The organism is Desulfovectis peckii, from assembly GCF_055391705.1.
The window spans coordinates 1,776,387-1,791,893 of the sequence record NZ_AP042409.1; the positions used below are offsets into that span (position 1 = coordinate 1,776,387).

Annotated in this window: 16 protein-coding genes; 1 reads left to right on the plus strand and 15 read right to left on the minus strand. The window is 45.0% G+C overall.

Going from position 1 to position 15,507, the window contains the following annotated elements; genetic code table 11:
- Positions 1-16 precede the first annotated feature (16 nt).
- Entirely contained in the window at positions 17-1,213 is a 1,197-nt protein-coding gene (locus ACZ5NG_RS08775; RefSeq protein WP_464251439.1) for a DUF2225 domain-containing protein, read from the plus strand.
- 39 nt (positions 1,214-1,252) lie between these two features.
- Here the strand turns inward: ACZ5NG_RS08775 and ACZ5NG_RS08780 are convergent, their stop codons facing one another.
- The 15 genes from ACZ5NG_RS08780 to ACZ5NG_RS08850 form a co-directional block, all read right to left on the minus strand.
- A complete protein-coding gene (locus ACZ5NG_RS08780) occupies positions 1,253-1,627 on the minus strand; it encodes a flagellar protein FlaG (RefSeq protein ID WP_464251440.1) in 375 nt (124 codons plus the stop codon).
- 14 nt (positions 1,628-1,641) lie between these two features.
- Positions 1,642-2,118, minus strand: a complete 477-nt coding sequence (locus ACZ5NG_RS08785; RefSeq protein ID WP_464251441.1) for a hypothetical protein — start codon at positions 2,116-2,118, stop codon at positions 1,642-1,644.
- 2 nt (positions 2,119-2,120) lie between these two features.
- Positions 2,121-2,510 carry a flagellar export chaperone FliS gene (gene fliS, locus ACZ5NG_RS08790; RefSeq protein ID WP_464251442.1) on the minus strand — a complete coding sequence of 130 codons (390 nt, stop codon included), beginning with the start codon at positions 2,508-2,510 and terminating at the stop codon, positions 2,121-2,123.
- Positions 2,511-2,528: 18 nt separating this feature from the next.
- Complete coding sequence (gene fliD / locus ACZ5NG_RS08795; RefSeq protein WP_464251443.1) at positions 2,529-4,046, minus strand: flagellar filament capping protein FliD; 1,518 nt, start codon at positions 4,044-4,046, stop codon at positions 2,529-2,531.
- A gap of 464 nt (positions 4,047-4,510) precedes the next feature.
- A complete protein-coding gene (locus ACZ5NG_RS08800; protein ID WP_464251444.1) occupies positions 4,511-4,876 on the minus strand; it encodes a DUF8042 domain-containing protein in 366 nt (121 codons plus the stop codon).
- Positions 4,877-5,344: 468 nt separating this feature from the next.
- Positions 5,345-6,721, minus strand: coding sequence for a flagellin N-terminal helical domain-containing protein (locus ACZ5NG_RS08805; RefSeq protein ID WP_464251445.1), 1,377 nt, complete (start codon positions 6,719-6,721; stop codon positions 5,345-5,347).
- Between the two features lie 146 nt (positions 6,722-6,867).
- Positions 6,868-7,095: a carbon storage regulator CsrA gene (gene csrA, locus ACZ5NG_RS08810; protein WP_464251446.1), complete on the minus strand. Its 228-nt coding sequence runs from the start codon at positions 7,093-7,095 to the stop codon at positions 6,868-6,870.
- Positions 7,096-7,099: 4 nt separating this feature from the next.
- Positions 7,100-7,513, minus strand: a complete 414-nt coding sequence (gene fliW / locus ACZ5NG_RS08815; RefSeq protein WP_464251447.1) for a flagellar assembly protein FliW — start codon at positions 7,511-7,513, stop codon at positions 7,100-7,102.
- Positions 7,514-7,879: 366 nt separating this feature from the next.
- Positions 7,880-8,242 (minus strand): flagellar protein FlaG, encoded by a 363-nt coding sequence (locus ACZ5NG_RS08820; protein WP_464251448.1) that lies wholly within the window; start codon positions 8,240-8,242, stop codon positions 7,880-7,882.
- A gap of 25 nt (positions 8,243-8,267) precedes the next feature.
- Positions 8,268-9,548: a flagellar hook-associated protein FlgL gene (gene flgL, locus ACZ5NG_RS08825; protein WP_464251449.1), complete on the minus strand. Its 1,281-nt coding sequence runs from the start codon at positions 9,546-9,548 to the stop codon at positions 8,268-8,270.
- A gap of 16 nt (positions 9,549-9,564) precedes the next feature.
- Positions 9,565-10,971 (minus strand): flagellar hook-associated protein FlgK, encoded by a 1,407-nt coding sequence (gene flgK / locus ACZ5NG_RS08830; RefSeq protein ID WP_464251450.1) that lies wholly within the window; start codon positions 10,969-10,971, stop codon positions 9,565-9,567.
- 538 nt (positions 10,972-11,509) lie between these two features.
- On the minus strand, positions 11,510-12,001 hold the full coding sequence (locus tag ACZ5NG_RS08835; protein WP_464251451.1) for a flagellar protein FlgN: 492 nt from the start codon (positions 11,999-12,001) through the stop codon (positions 11,510-11,512).
- Between the two features lie 12 nt (positions 12,002-12,013).
- Entirely contained in the window at positions 12,014-12,304 is a 291-nt protein-coding gene (flgM, locus tag ACZ5NG_RS08840) for a flagellar biosynthesis anti-sigma factor FlgM (RefSeq protein ID WP_464251452.1), read from the minus strand.
- A gap of 61 nt (positions 12,305-12,365) precedes the next feature.
- Complete coding sequence (gene cheB, locus ACZ5NG_RS08845) at positions 12,366-13,409, minus strand: chemotaxis-specific protein-glutamate methyltransferase CheB (RefSeq protein WP_464251453.1); 1,044 nt, start codon at positions 13,407-13,409, stop codon at positions 12,366-12,368.
- 6 nt (positions 13,410-13,415) lie between these two features.
- Complete coding sequence (locus ACZ5NG_RS08850) at positions 13,416-15,494, minus strand: chemotaxis protein CheW (RefSeq protein WP_464251454.1); 2,079 nt, start codon at positions 15,492-15,494, stop codon at positions 13,416-13,418.
- Between the last annotated feature and the right edge of the window lie 13 nt (positions 15,495-15,507).

Here is a 15,507-nt window from a genome sequence, read left to right on the forward strand (position 1 = left end):
AAATGAGGTGCAATCATTGGACTTAAACATCAAAACGCAGATACTTAAAAAAACAGCTTTATTTAAAAACCTTTCCGAGCGGACGATAAAAACAGTTGCCGAAAACTGCGAAATAATTGCCTGCTCTGACGAAAAAACTTTTTCTGCGAAAAACAACAGCGACATAGATTTATATGTCGTGGCCACCGGCAAGGTAACATTGTTTAAAACCGACAGCTCCGGTCAAAGTGTGCCTGTTTTTGCCCTTTATTCCGGGAATATTTTCGGTGAAGCCGCAATTTTTGCCGAATCTTTTAACGGCACGATAACCGCCCGGGCAGATGCCAAAACAGTATTAATTCGCATACCGTCTAATATAATTACCATTCTTTTGGAGCAAGAGCAAACCGTTGCCTTTAATTTAATTCGGGAAATGGGCGTAAAAATATATAAACTTTACGACAAAATAGCCGAGCTAGTTAAGCAGTCAACGGCAGCTTCGCCCCTTGATGAACTGCCCATCAGCAGCAATCTAAAGCCGGTGTTTAGTCAGCGTGAAGTTGAAAGCATTAAAAAAATGCTTTACGATCACAAAGTAAAGTGCCCCTTATGCGGCAAAAATTTCACCAGTCCCCAGGTGCTGTCTCGCTACATTTGCATTGAAAAAACCGACAGCGACTTTTGCAATCACTATAGCGGGCCAAACCCAATGTATTATGAAGTGGCCGTTTGTCCGGAATGCGGTTATGCCTTTACTGAAAGCCACACTGCCCTACTGGGGCCGGCGGCAGCCGAAATGGTAAAAAAAGTGCTGGCTGAGCTACCGAAAAAAGATTATAACCAAGTGCGAGATTGGCAGCTGGCGCTGGAAAGCTTTATGTTAGCCTTAAAATGCCTCAGTGTTCTTGAAGGCCGGCACTCCCTTGTTGCCCGCCTGTACCTGCGTGTTGCCTGGCTGTACCGCTACCAACAGGACACAAAAAATGAAGAAAAGTATATGACACTGGCCTTAACAAATTATAAAGAGGCTTTTAGACGGGAAAAATTTGACACCAGACAAGAACTGCAACTTTTATATCTAATTGGCGAGCTGCACAACCGATTGAAGAACCCTAAAGAAGCTATTCAGTGGTTCAGCCGGTTAACCCAGCACCCGGAACACCGCCTAATGCCCGCCATAGTGGATAAAGCCCGGGAGCAGTGGCAAAATTTACGGGCGGAAATGAAAAAATAATAACCAGTGGCTAAAAAATTGCCGCTGGTTATTTGTTTACTAAACTATTTCGTCAACAATAATACCAATTAACCTTTTAAAATACGCTACCATGTCGAGTATTTTTTCCGGCGGTATCTCTCTGATTACCTCTTGGTTTTCTGAATTAATTACTTTAACTATGTACTCACCGCTGTCTTCATGAATGACAAACTGCAAATTGGTGTGGTAAATCTTCATCGTTTCGTTAGCTTGCTTAACCGACTCTTCTAATAGCTCTATTGCCGGCACCTCTTTTTGAACAAGGTGCGCAACATCCTGCTGGGCACAATTTCTATTCATGCCTAAATCAGATCTCACCGCAGGCTGTCGGCCGTCTTCTTTAATCTGCAATTGCTGAACACGCACTGCGGGGTCAATTGTTAAATTGCTCATTTTAACCACTCCCGCTATTTTTTCTTATCTATGAAGTAACCGCTGTACTGCGCATTTTTCTTCTGATAGGCCCCAATGCCGACTTTCGTGCTTTGCAGCTTTTTAAATTTCATTTGCAGTTCTTTAAGTTTCGCCTCTGCTGTTAGTTGGGCGTCAACAGACAGTTTGTGAGCTTTGCGGGCTGTCTCCGCAGCGGTTTGCAGCTTGTTTTCAATCGCCTGCACCGCATGGGGATGTATTTTCTTTAACCCCTCCCAACTGCCTACACCGGCTTCTGCCACCACTTTCTCTTTTAAACTGTCAAACTCTGCGTCCAACCGGTCAATTTTATCCATGTAAGCCTGCCTGGCATTCAACAGCTTTTGCAGCTCTTCCCAATTGTCGGCTGCATCGGCAAGCCGTTTGCTAATCTCATGAATTTCATTCATCATCATATTTTTTTGCCCAGCCAGCTGGAGCAGTTTATTTAAAATACTTTCCACTACACCCATTGCTAACTACCGACTTGAGCGGTTTTTAAGCTTTTTAGCGCTTCCGACCAAGTACCGCGCAGCTCTTCCAGCATTCCCTGCACTTCTAAAAGAATTTCTTTATCTTTTTTAATGTTGGCCTCTACCAACCGGCGCTTCATGTAATCGTAAAGGCTGTACAGGTTTTTAGCTATTTCGTAATCGTGGTTTAAGGTTACCATCAGCTCGGTAATAATATCCTGCGTGCGCTGAATATAGTGGTTGGTTTGTTCAATGTTTTTTTCGTCTAAATATTTTATTGCCATTTTAATAAACCTTACCGCCCCAGAGTAAAGCATTAAAGTTAACTGACCCGGTTCGGCACTGTTTACCGCGTTTTCCTGATACTGGGCATAGGGGTTTTGCATGGCCATAAAAAACCTCCTTAATGATTATTGCATTCCGCCGCTAAACTGCATAGCCAGCCACATGCTTTGCTGATTCATCTGATTGATGTACTTTTCCATCAGGGTAAACTGCGTCCAGTAGCGGTTTTCAATTTGTTTTAGGCGCTGTTCCCAACGGTCAATGTCTTTATCAATATTTTTAATTGCCTTGCCGATAAAACTGTCATCTACCTGGCTGTAGCTGTTACTGCTGCCCGCCTTATCGATCAGCGCATTGATGCCGCTGTTGACATCTTGGTATAGCCTGCGGGCTATACCCATTTCTTCGTATACATCCGATGACTTGATAAATAAGTTCATAACCCCTTCTAAATCATCCTGAATGGCTTGGCGCAACTTATCTTCATTCTCAATGACCAGCTTACCGCTCATATAATCGGCAGTAGTTTTAATGCCGAGATCCGACAGGCGGTCAATCGGATCTTCTCCCTTAGCACCGCTTACCACCGCACTCATGGTCATGCGCATTTTCGTTAAAATACTGCTGAGTAGCGGGTCGTTGCGCAATATGCCGCTGCGCGCCTTTTCTTCCCATTTCTTTTGCTGTTCTTCGCTTAATTGCTCCCGCTGTTCATCGGTAAGGGGCGGGTAATCTTTATAGCGCCGCTCATACAGTTTATCACTGATGGCGGTAATGGTTTCGTTATAGGTATTGATAAATTTAACAATAGCGTCAAACACCGCCTCGGTATCTTGGGCAATGGTAACAGTGGCACTGCCCTCGCCCTTTAAGTTCAGGGTGATGCCGGCAACAGACACCGTGTTGCCAGCAAACTGAAACCTGTTGCCGTTAAAATTGATGATCGCATCCTGGCCGGTTAGGGTTGCGCTGGTACCGTCAGCGTTAAACAAAGGGGTTAATTTTAAGTGTTCATTAAAAAAGATGGCGTCTTCGCCGGAAAGGGTAATTGATTGCTCTTTACCGGTGCCGGTAGTTTGCATAAAAAAGCGGTTCAGCCCTTGATCGTATACTACTTTAATGCCCAGGCCCACACCGTCTTCGTTCTGCCAATTGTTTATTTCGCTGACCAGCTCAAAAATGCTTTTATCGGTACTTATTTCAAATTCGGCGGTAATGCCGTTATTTGTAATAGAAAATTTAAGCTGTTCTGCCTCAATACCGAATTGTTCTGCCAATGTAGCCTTATATTCGGCAATATCGCCTTCACTGGCCACAAAAACGCCTTTCGCCAGCTGCTCTACCGTAACATCGTAAACACCGTCAATGGCACTGGCACTGCCGGTGGCACTAATTAGCGCATCATTGCTTGAAGATGCCTTTTTACCTAAATAAGTACCCTGCAATCTCATGTTAAAGCTGAGATCCCGCAGCGTGCGCAGTTTATTATTAATCTCACGGTAAAATTCCTGCTGCCATTCTAATATTTGCCTATTTTGAGTTAATTTATCAACCTTAACCCGTTCGGCTTTCATTAAATCTTTGACAATTTGATCAATATCCATGCCGCTGGCCAAACCGCCAACGCGCATATTAAAACTCATAATCTCACCCCTTAAATTGGGTATTTACACTATATATAACATATATCGTCAGATACAGGTAAAATCTTTAACAATCGGAATGCTGTTTTACATGCTCACCTACAAAAAATACGCCCGTTTAAACGAAGAACGCCAATGCATCTTTAAAAAACTGGAAGAAAGGGGTAGTCTTTTTGATTAACGATGTGATTTTAAATAAAACGCAGGTTATCAAACGCTGTCTATAGCGCATTGATGAAGAATATCAGGGATCCTACAAAATATTATTGTACACCACCTAGATGACTTTAAAGAATACATCGATGCGCTATTACATTTGTAAATAGCAAAAGATGCCTGCTCAGTTTGGGAATTGTTTTAGAAGTAAAAAGACTACCGTATAGCGGCAGTCTTTCTTTTTCTCTGATTTGTTTTTAACTAACAACCGAACAACGTTATAATATCTTTAATTATATAATCCCAAACTAAGAAACTATATACGGCATGAAAACACGGTCGATTTCCGCCTGCCACTTTTTATAACTAGGCATAAGCCTAAGCTGCATTACCTCATTTGCTCGGTTAATTTCACCGCTTTCATAGGCCGAAACCATATCATCAAATGCGTTTTTTAATTCTTCAGCCAATACTTCCAGCTTATTTTCCAATAAATCAGGCAGCATGGGCCGCACTGCCTTTTCAATGGTGTAAAAGGCATTAACTAAATCATTCATTAAGGTAATGGTTTGCTTCAGTTCTCCGGCCTTAAGCTTTAAATCAATATGCTGCAGGGCTTCTAATCCTGTTTCCGCCAGTTCTACTGTTCTTTTAATTACATCGTATTGTTTCATGTTAAACCTCGTTTCTTTAGATTTTAAGTGCCAAACACCTTTGGATAGTTTTACACAATAATACTTTAGTTTTGTTTTATCTTCAATACTTTTAGCAAAATTACTTGGTGCTAGGCCAGTTTGGAAATCACTGTAAGAACGAAAAAAGACAGCCTTCAACAAGCATGATTTATAAGGTATTTGTTACACTTTTCAAATCTTTACTAGCCATATAATAAAAGATAAATGATACAACAAGTGTTATAATTCCACCAACTACCACGCTAAAAACAGTTTCTAACTTAATTAAACCAAAATCCATATAATCTCACCTTTGATTTACTAATGTTATAAAAAATAGTGCCAGCCACTATTTGGGAATATCTTAAAAAAGGTATCTGGCACTGTTTAGGAATGTTTTAAAAAGTAAAGAGCCGGGGAAATTCCCTGGCTCTTTGGCTCTTTTTGGCTCTTTTGTTATGCTGATAATTAACGGAGCAGTTGCAGTACGCCTTGCGGCATTTGGTTGGCTTGTGCCAGCATTGCTTGAGCTGCTTGGGAGAGGATGCTCTGCTTGGTGAACTCCATCATTTCTTTAGCCATGTCAACGTCTCTAATGCGGGATTCTGCAGCGGTTAGGTTCTCGGCAGAGGTTCCCAGGTTATTGATTGTGTGTTCTAAGCGGTTTTGAATAGCACCGAGCTTAGAACGTTCACTGGATACTGTTTCAATAGCCTTGTTTATGGAAGTTATAGCAGCTTCAGCACCTGACTGGGTTCTAACATCAACATCAGCAACTTTTAAGGAATCAATATCTATTCTATTGATTGCTAAGCGGGTAGTTTGACCTTCGTTAGCACCAATATGGAACTGAACGCCATTATTCTTTACATCGACTTGAGTTTTGTCTGCTTGTAAGTTTGCTGCAACATCTAACTCTAAACCAGCTACGGTCATAACACTGTTCGAATCCGCTTTTACACCACTATAATTTTTTACTGAGCCATCTGGACCTTCTACCTCAATATCAGCAGTAATAGTAACGTCAAATTTAATAATACCTTCATTTCCGTTATATTTACCTGCTGCAATAGTAACTAGTGTGTCACCAGCATTGTTCTTAATTACTATTTCATTGGTACTATCAGCTTTCTCAACCCTACCTACTTCATTGCCTTGAGCATCCTTCAATATAGCTGTGACACTATCTGTAGCACCAGTAATTTCTATGGTGTATGTTCCTGCTTTAATATCGTTGACACCTGATGCGCTATCTGCGCTATTAATTGTAACATCGGTTTTCGCTATTCCACCAGCGGATATAAAATTGTCTGTACCTACTTCAACATTTGAAATTGTAATAGTAAACGTACCTTCTGCGTTAGAATCTACAGCACGAACATCAACCACTTCTGCTGCATTAGCACCAAGTGATGCTGTTTGACCAATAGAACCGTCTAACAATGTTTTTGTGTTAAATTCGGTGTCTGTGGAAATACGGTTTATTTCAGATTTTAATTGTTCGATTTCTTTTTGAATTTCAGCACGGTCAGAATCATTGTTGGTATCGTTAGCAGCTTGTACAGCCAATTCCCGCATGCGCTGCAGAATAGCGTGAACTTCAGTCAACGCACCTTCAGCGGTTTGAATTAAGGAAATACCGTCTTGGGCGTTTTTAGAAGCCATTTCCAAACCGCGGATTTGACCACGCATTTTTTCACTGATGGCCAGTCCGGCAGCATCGTCACCGGCACGGTTGATGCGCAAACCGGAAGACAGTTTTTCTAAAGCCTTTTGAGTTTGGGTGTTGTTAACAGTCAACTGACGATAGGTGTTGAGAGCGGCAATGTTGTGGTTAATACGCATATTGATAATTCCTCCTTGATAAGTTTTTTTCGCATCCTTGCGAATATGCGTTTTTGTATATTTGAGCTTGCCCCGGTCGGCCGCCCCGGGCTTGTCTCTCTAGTTAGTTTATCGACATGATTTGCTTTAACTTTAGGACGGAAGTATTATTTTTTTTGATTTTGCTGTAATAATTTTTTTATTAAATGTTGCTTGGCTAAAGCGTTTTTGTTTTCGTTTTGAATGGCTTGGTAGATTTCGGCACGGTAAATGTCTATGTCAGGCGGGGCTTCGATGCCGATTTTTACTTGATCGTTTTGAATGTCACTGACCACAATTTTTATGTCACTGCCAATGTTGATGGCCTGCCCTTTTTTTCTGGACAGTACAAGCACTTGTTTAGCCCTCCCTTTGCCCGGCATTGTTCTGCGGCAGCGGGTGTTTAATTTGGTAGCGCTTATCATTGAGCACAATTTGCCGGGCGGTGTTGGTTTTAACGTTCACCACCACCGGGGCCAGCAAATTAACGGTTGCCTTTTTTATGCCTCCGCTAAAATTGACAATGCAGAACACCGCCACGTCTTTTATATCGTGTATATCAAGACTAGTTTTATGTTCTTCCGGCAGATCAAATTCATAATCGGGGTACACGGCAAAGGGGTTAATTAAGATAAAGCCGATATTTTCGTCGGTTGTTGATTGCAGCAAATAAAAGGGAGAATTTTGATCCACCGCCGTTAGGTGAAATTGTTTGTATTTTTCCAAGCCGGGCAGGCCGTTTTTAAAGGTAATGATGGGTTGGGTTGGGGGCATTGATTTCACCGTCTTTCTATTGTTAGGTTTTTTTGCGGAACGGTCAAGACCGTTCCCTACAATTCTACCGAATATGTGTCCTTTTACCCGTTGGGATGTTCGTATTGATGTAACGTTCATTTGTGGGCTTTACTAGTTACACCAACCGCCCAATGGCCGGGTATGGTTTATTGCTGTGTTTGTCACTCACGGAACGGCCAAGGCCGTTCCCTACGATTCTACTGATGTTTTATCTTTTACCTGTAGGGCGTTCACATGGATGTATCGTTTCTTATCGGGCCGGCATGGAAGCCGGCCCCTACATCATATTGATGTGGCGTTCCGGTTGAAATTCTTATATAAAAATATAACCGCAAGTGATTGCGGTTAGGCGTAGTCGTCAAGTCTTTTTCCTTTGGGTGATTCGAGTTCTTGGGAAAATTTGAGTGCTTGGTGCGGTTGCAGTTCCTGGTATTCGCCGGTTTGTTTGTTGTATACCCTTACCCGCAGGTTTCCTTTTTTATCCCGCTCCATTTTAAACATCAGTGGGTAGTTAAACATTTGGGCGGCTTTGTTTAATCTGTCTAAGGCTTTAAATAAATCCGCCTCATTGACCGGTTTTTGGACAAGGTTGTGGTCATAAAAGCGCTGTTCTTCCAAGCCGCCCTTTGTTCTGGCCGGGTCCAGCTGTTTTATTATCAAATTGTCGTGATTTAAAAGGGACTGCAGCCCGCCGGCACCTATTTTCATCGGTGCATCACCCCGGTTCGTTAAATTACTTGAGGAAGTTTAACAAACTGGTCTGCATGATGTTGGCTCCTACCGCCAGGGAAGCGTTGTATGCCAACTGCTGCTGGCTGTATTCGATGGAGAGCCTTGCCATATCGGCCCCTTCGATATTGTTTAAACTACCGGTGAGAATTACTTCTTGATCGAGAATTTGCAGCTGTAACGCCTCAAAGTGCCGGAAGCGGGCACCGGCTGCCACCCGCATTTTAAGTGTTTTATCGTGCTGCAAGTTTAGCTCTTTAATGCTGTCCTGCAGCAAGTCTGTTTTGGTTGGGTCTACTAGGCGCTCTTTTAACTCAAAGAGCACATCAAAGATACCCCTTTCATCATCTGCAGGCGGGTTATTAGGATCATACACAACGTATGCGCCGAGTGCTTCATCGTAACGGGCGGTGCCGTAAAGGCCATTGCTGTCATCTAGGCGAAAAGTATACTCCGCCCCTTCCTTGGAACCGGCAAAGTCGATTTTTAAGCCGTCAAGCACACCGCCGAACACAGTGTTGTCTAATACAATATTATCGGTATCGGTAAAGGTAACGGTTTCTACACCTAGGCCCAGGCTATTGCCGTCGGCATCAACAAGGTTGGTGGCATCAATTTCCACCCCGGTAGCTGTTACCGTAATGGTTAGCTCGCCGTAAATTTGGTGATTTGTCTGCCGGGAAATAATTTTCGGTTCTTCCGATGTTTTAGCCTCACGGTTATTAAACTGGATTTGAAAACCGGTGGTTACACCGGGAGTATCAATGCGGTAGGTGGCTCCGGCCACCACTTCGCGGTAAACCCCTTGGGTGTTGCCATGGTAGATAATTTTGCCGTCAAGGGTTCTTTCAAAAGGCGGGTCATCGTTTTGCATGCCGGCATAGATGTATTTTCCGCCCACGGTAGAGTTGCCCAGATCCACTATTTGGTCAATCAGCTTATCTATCTGCGCGGCAATACCTTCTCTGTCTTGCTCATTGTAGGTACCGTTGGCAGCTTGAACGGTATACTCCAGCGCTTGCTGCAACACAGTGCCAATAGTACCCATAGAGGTGTCGGTCATTTCTAAATAAGAAATTCCGTCACTTAAGTTTTTGTCGTACTGTTGGTTATAAGAAAGCACCGATTTAATAGACATAAACTGCCCCAAAGCGTTAGGGTCGTCACTTAGGCGCAACATACGGCGGGAAGTAGCCATTTGTTCTTGGCTTTTGGCCAGTTTGCTTAAGTTTTGCTGAATACTTCTTAACATTTGATTGGATACATATCTGTTGGTAATGCGCATTGTTTTCTCCCCCTAATTAAAACAGGCGATTGATGATCACATCCAGCATGGTGTCAATGGTGTTCACCATGCGGGCCGAGGCTTGAAAGCCGTACTGAAATTGGATCATTTTGGTCAGCTCCTCGTCTACAGAGACGCCGGAAACCGACTCTTGCAGCGCCGTTATTTGCTGGTAAATGGCAGATTGGTTAGCAGCCATGCCATCGGTACTTTGGGCGTTGTTACCCACTTTGGTAATTAACAAAGTATAATGTTCCTCAAAGGTAGCTCCGTTAATGGTGTCTTTGGTTCTTAATTTTAGCACTTCACCGGCAAACCGGCCTTCCAGTGTGCCGGGTGCAGCAACCAGGTTGGGGTCTACTTTAAATGTGGCCATAAAATCTGCCGGCGTGGTATTGTCACCCACAAAAAAGTCTTTACCTAAGGCATTGGCAAATTCTTCCCTTAAAGTAAAAGCGAGATCATACAGCATTTTTTGATAGGCTTTTAAGTCCTGCCGGGATTTTTCCAGACCGATCAGTGAGCCCTCTTTTTCACCGTTCAGGGCTTTATCGGTAAGATTAATCACAGTACCGCCTATTGTTAATTCCATCTCATCGTCGCTTGTTTGCTGCAGGGTTACATAGTTAACTGTTGGGCCGGCAGAGGTTGCTTTATCTTCAAAAATTGTTTCGCCAAAAAATTTTACCTCTATGCCGCCGGTGGGTTTGCCGTTAATATGTTCATGAATCACGGTAACGGGGCCGTATTTGCTTAGCTTTTCCAGCAGTTGATCTCGTTTATCCAGCAAATCATTGGGTTGCTGGTTTACGCTGTAGACATCTTTAATGGCGGCAGTAATTTGCTGAATTTGCGTTAATATGTCGTTAATTTCATTAACCTGATCGTATAGCATACCTTTATCATTGGTATCGACAATGCTTTTTTCGATGCTTTCCAGCTGCTGATAGGCGGAAGTAATCAGGGTGGACAGCTCTTCGCCGATGCTGACTACCGATGATTTGATGCCTAAATCTTGCGGAGTGTTATTTAGCTCCATCCAGGCTTTAAAGAAGTCAACTATTCTTTGGCCGATGCCGTCGGAAGCAGGTTCGGCAAAGATGGCTTCCGCCCGCCGCATAATTTCTACCTGGTCTTCCCAGTAGGCGGTATCGGTTATTGCCTGGCGCACGTTGTTATCCAGGTATTCATCGCGCACGCGGCGGATGGCTGCCGTTTGTGACCCGGTGCCCAGCTGACCGGGAGTAACCGAGCTGTTGATACCCGGCATATCGTACGGGTCGGAAGCGGTAATTATTGCTTCCTGCCGGGAATAGCCGGGGGTGCTGGCATTGGCCAGGTTGTGGCCGGTAATATTTAGGGCTCTTTGATGAACCTGCATACCGCGGCGGGCGATTTCGATTCCAAAGAAGGTTCCGGGCATTGATTTCACCGTCTTTCTGTTTGGTGTTAGTTTCGTTTTTTGTGGAACGGTTAAGACCGTTCGGTTATGTATTTTGTAAGGCAGGTTTTGGGTTCAATGCCTGCCCGTTTACGTGTATGTAAAGGTTTCTTTGGCGGGCCGGCGTGGAAGCCGGCCCCTACATACGTTGTGATAACCGATTATGTACCAGTGCAGCCAAGGCATTTATCGGAGCAAACGATTAGCCGGCGCATTCAAAGAGCGACGCCGCCGGAGGATTAGCGCCGAGGACTGTTTGAGGAGCTTTGCTCCGAGTTCACTTTCTTCTGATTAAAAAATTTAGGATGAAAGTACACGGCCGCCCGCCCGTAGGCGGCGGAGCTCGTTCATTTATATGTGCCGGCGTGTTTGCGGAGATAAATGCCTTGGCGGCCTACGTGCCATAGAACATCTGAATATCAGGCCGTTCCCTACAATTCTGCTGTTATGTTACCTTTCACCCACTGGGACATCTACACAGATGCAACGTTTCTTTGGCGAATGGTTGGGTCGTTGTGCCCTACACCGTTTTGTTCAGCACGGATGCGGGGCGGTTTTCGCCGGCTACTTTGCCGTCGCCGTGGTAGGTGGCGGCAGTTGTAGGGTTTAGTATTTTCAGCAGGGCAGTATTTACCTGCAGTGCCCTTTTGGTCAGTAGGTTATTTAGTTCGTTGATTTCTTTTAGCTGCTCAAAGTTTTCTTGTAGTTTGCTTTGCAGTGCTTTTAGCTGCTCTTTTATATCTGCCGGGGCGGCTTGTATTAGGCTACTTAAAGTGGCCCCTTTTTCCAGCCCCAGTTGTTTTTTCAGTTTAACCTGCAGTTCTTCCCGTTGGGGATCGTATTTTGCCATCAGCAGGGCAAGTTTGTTTAACTGCTGTACGGCATTGTTTATTTTTTCCGTATCTGCCTGGCGCAAGGCAGAATTGTGCTCTTTAGATGCTGCAATCATTTTTTGCACAATTTCATTTTGTTGTTTCAGCACCGCAATAAGTTCAAAAAAAAGAGGCTCCATGGCTATCGCTCCTTATACTAATTCGTCCAGGTGCCTTTCTTTAATCATGCCGTCGGCAATTTTCTCAGGCGACGGTTGATAGCTTCCGTTTTTAATACGCTGTTTTAAATCCTGCACTTTTTCTTCCCGCACTTCCGGCAGGCTTTTCAGTACGGCGCGATATTTATTCAGTTCGCGGGCCTGGTTGGATATTTCTATCTGATCGCCCGCAGGCTTATTGCCGTTGGTTTTAACCGCTTTATCTTTTCTGGCCTGAGAAGCATAGGTATTAACAATATTGGGGTTAAAAGGGGTGATTTTCATTCCTCACCCACCTCCATCCTACTGCTCTTGCATATATTATCGTCACATGGGCGTAATAACTTTACACCATTTGCACAATTTCTTGGGCAATTTTCGGAAGGGCCACTATTTTTTCAGCCGCCCCCAGTTCAATAGCCGCTTTAGGCATGCCAAACACTGTACAGCTCACCTCATCCTGAGCAATGGTGCGGCCGCCCAAGTTTCTTATTTTCAGTAAGCCCGCTGCCCCGTCCCGGCCCATGCCGGTAAGCAGCACACCGAGTATTTTGCCTTGGTACACAGCAATGGCGGCATCAATCACTTGATCTACAGATGGGCGAAAAGTAGCCGGCGGAATGGGTTCGTCACATTTTTTTAAGTCAATAACCACTTTGCCGCCGGCCTTGCGAAAATGGGTTTCACAGCCCGCCGGGCAGATGATTGCCCGGCCGGGTTTAACTTCCGCTCCTTTATATCCGTGAATTACTTCCAGCGCACTGCGCATGTTGAGATGTTCAGCCAAAGACTGGGAAAAACCGCGCGGTATATGCTGTACTACCACCAAGCCTGCCGGCAAGTCCGCCGGCAGGTGGGGGATGATGTATTGCAGTGCCGCCGGGCCGCCGGTAGAACAGCCAATCAGCACCAGCTCGGGCTTGACTGCAGCCCGCTTAGCCCTGGCAGGCACAACCGGCTTAGCCGGTAACGCACTTGAGCGGAGTATTTTGCGCACCACTACCTTTGATGCCACTCTGATTTTAGCCGTTAATTCGGCCATTGTCGGCTCCAGTTGCCCGGCTCTCACCGGCTTGGGCACAAAGTCTACCGCTCCGGCAGCAAGGGCTTCCATGGTAGCCCGCGCCCCTTCAGTGGTCAGGCCGCTGAGCATAATTACCGGCACCGGGCATTCCTTCATAATCCGCCTTAACGCGGCAATGCCGTCAAGATTGGGCATCTCTACATCCATGGTCACTACCTGCGGGCGCAGCTTTTTAATTTGTGTTATTGCTTCCAGACCGTCACGGGCCTCACCCACAACTTCAATGTCTTTTTCTGTCTGCAGCAATCGAATTAGCAGCCGCCGCATCAATAAAGAATCGTCTACTACCAGTACCCTAATGGGCATCTATTTTTAAGCCTCCTCAATTATGCCTGCTTGTTTCACTATGCCGCGGGCATCAATAATCAGTGCCACCCGGCCGTCGCCCAGAATAGTAGCTCCCGATAGACCGGGTACGTCTCCCAGGTAATCGCCAAGGGATTTGATCACTATTTCCTGTTCGCCAATTAATTCATCAACCACTACGGCTACCTGTCTTTCGGCAGAAGCCACTACTACAACATATAGTTTATCCTTCTTACAGCCGCCCATACCAAAAAATTCAGATAAGCGCAATAGCGGCAAAATGCGCTCGCGAATGACAATCACTTCGTTGTTGCCGACACGGCGAATTTCATCGGCATTGATGCGCAGGGTTTCCTGCACGTTGGACAGCGGAAAAGCATAAATTTGATCGCCCAGTTTCACCATTAGGGCACTGATAATAGCCAGTGTGAGGGGCAGCGAAATGGTAAATTTTGTACCCTTACCCGGGGTGGTTTGTAAATCTACCATACCGTTAATTTGTTCGATAGAAGTGCGCACTACGTCCATACCTACGCCGCGGCCGGATAAATCACTGACTTCTTTTGCAGTGGAAAAGCCGGGGCGAAAGATTAAGTCCAGCACTTCCCGGTCAGTTAGGCGGCTGACACTTTCTTGGTCATACCAGCCCAGCTCTACCGCCTTAGCCCGTATTTTGTCGGGTTCAATACCTCTGCCGTCGTCTTCAATGGTAATTAAAATATGGCTTTCATGGTAAGAGGCCTTTAACAGCAGTTTGCCCACCCGCGGCTTGCCTAAACGCACGCGTTCTTCCGGCGGTTCAATGCCATGGTCAATGGCATTTCTGATTAAATGAATGAGCGGATCGCCGATTACTTCAATTACGTTGCGATCCAGTTCGGTTTCTTTACCTTCCACAATGAAGTCAATTTCTTTGCCCATTTTTTGCGCGGTATCACGCACCATCCGCGGAAAGCGGTTAAATATTTGGGCAATCGGCAGCATGCGTGCTTTCATAATTTGTTCTTGTAAATCGCCGGTAACCTGGCCTAAGTGGCTGGAAATTTCATTTAATGTATCTACCAACTCTTCTGTGCCGAACTTATCTTGGAAAATTTCCGCAAAGCGGTTTAGGCGGGTGCGATCTATTACCAGCTCACCGACCAAATTCATTAAGTTATCCAGTTTTTGCACATCTACCCGTACCGTCTTGACCGCCTTTACCTTTTTGGCCGCTGACTGCCCCTCTGCTTGTTTGTCGTCAGCTTTTTCATCGGCTTTTTGGGCTACTGTACCGCCAATTGAGCTTTCCTGTTCTTCTTCTGTAGATTGGGGTAATATAATTAGCTGCACCTGTACCGATTTTACTTCGGCAATGCTCATTAGGGTGTTGTGCAGCTGATCCTGATCTGTTTTGGTCAGCAGCACCAATTCAAAGCTTAAGTCAAAGCGTCCTTCCTGCAAGTCTTCAGCAGGGGGGTTGCTGTGCACTATTTCCCCCATCTGCTGCAGTGTCTCAAAAATTAAAAAGGCGCGCACGCTTTTCATTTGTGTGCCCTGCTCCAGGTTGACGGTAATGTGATAGGCAGAATAACCCCTTACCTCCGCTTCCTGAATTACCGCTTCCAGCACATCGCTCAGCGGAGACGATTTTGCCTCGTCAGCCGGCTGCTGAGACGGTTCCGCGGCGGCAGCAGCTTCTTGGACGGCAGTTGTTTGGGCCGCACTGTCCTTATTTAGTATGCCCTCCAGCTTGGCCAGTACGTCACTTACGTCTACATCAGTAGCATCACCGGTAATTTCGTCTTGCAGCAGCTTTAGGGCATCTAAAGCATCAAAAAACACATTGATCATTTCGGTATCAATACTGATTTTACCGTGACGAATTTGATCAAATACGTTTTCTATTTGGTGGGTTAAGGTCGCCATTTTTTCATAACCCATTACCCCCGAGGAACCTTTAATGGTATGTGCGGCGCGAAATATTTCCTGCAGTACCGTGCTGTTATTAGGTTCTCGCTCTAATATCAGCAGGTTGTCGTTTATGATTTGAATTTTCTCTTCCAGCTCATCCATAAATACGCCGATTTCTATATCTGAAAACAAAGTGTCTCCCTCC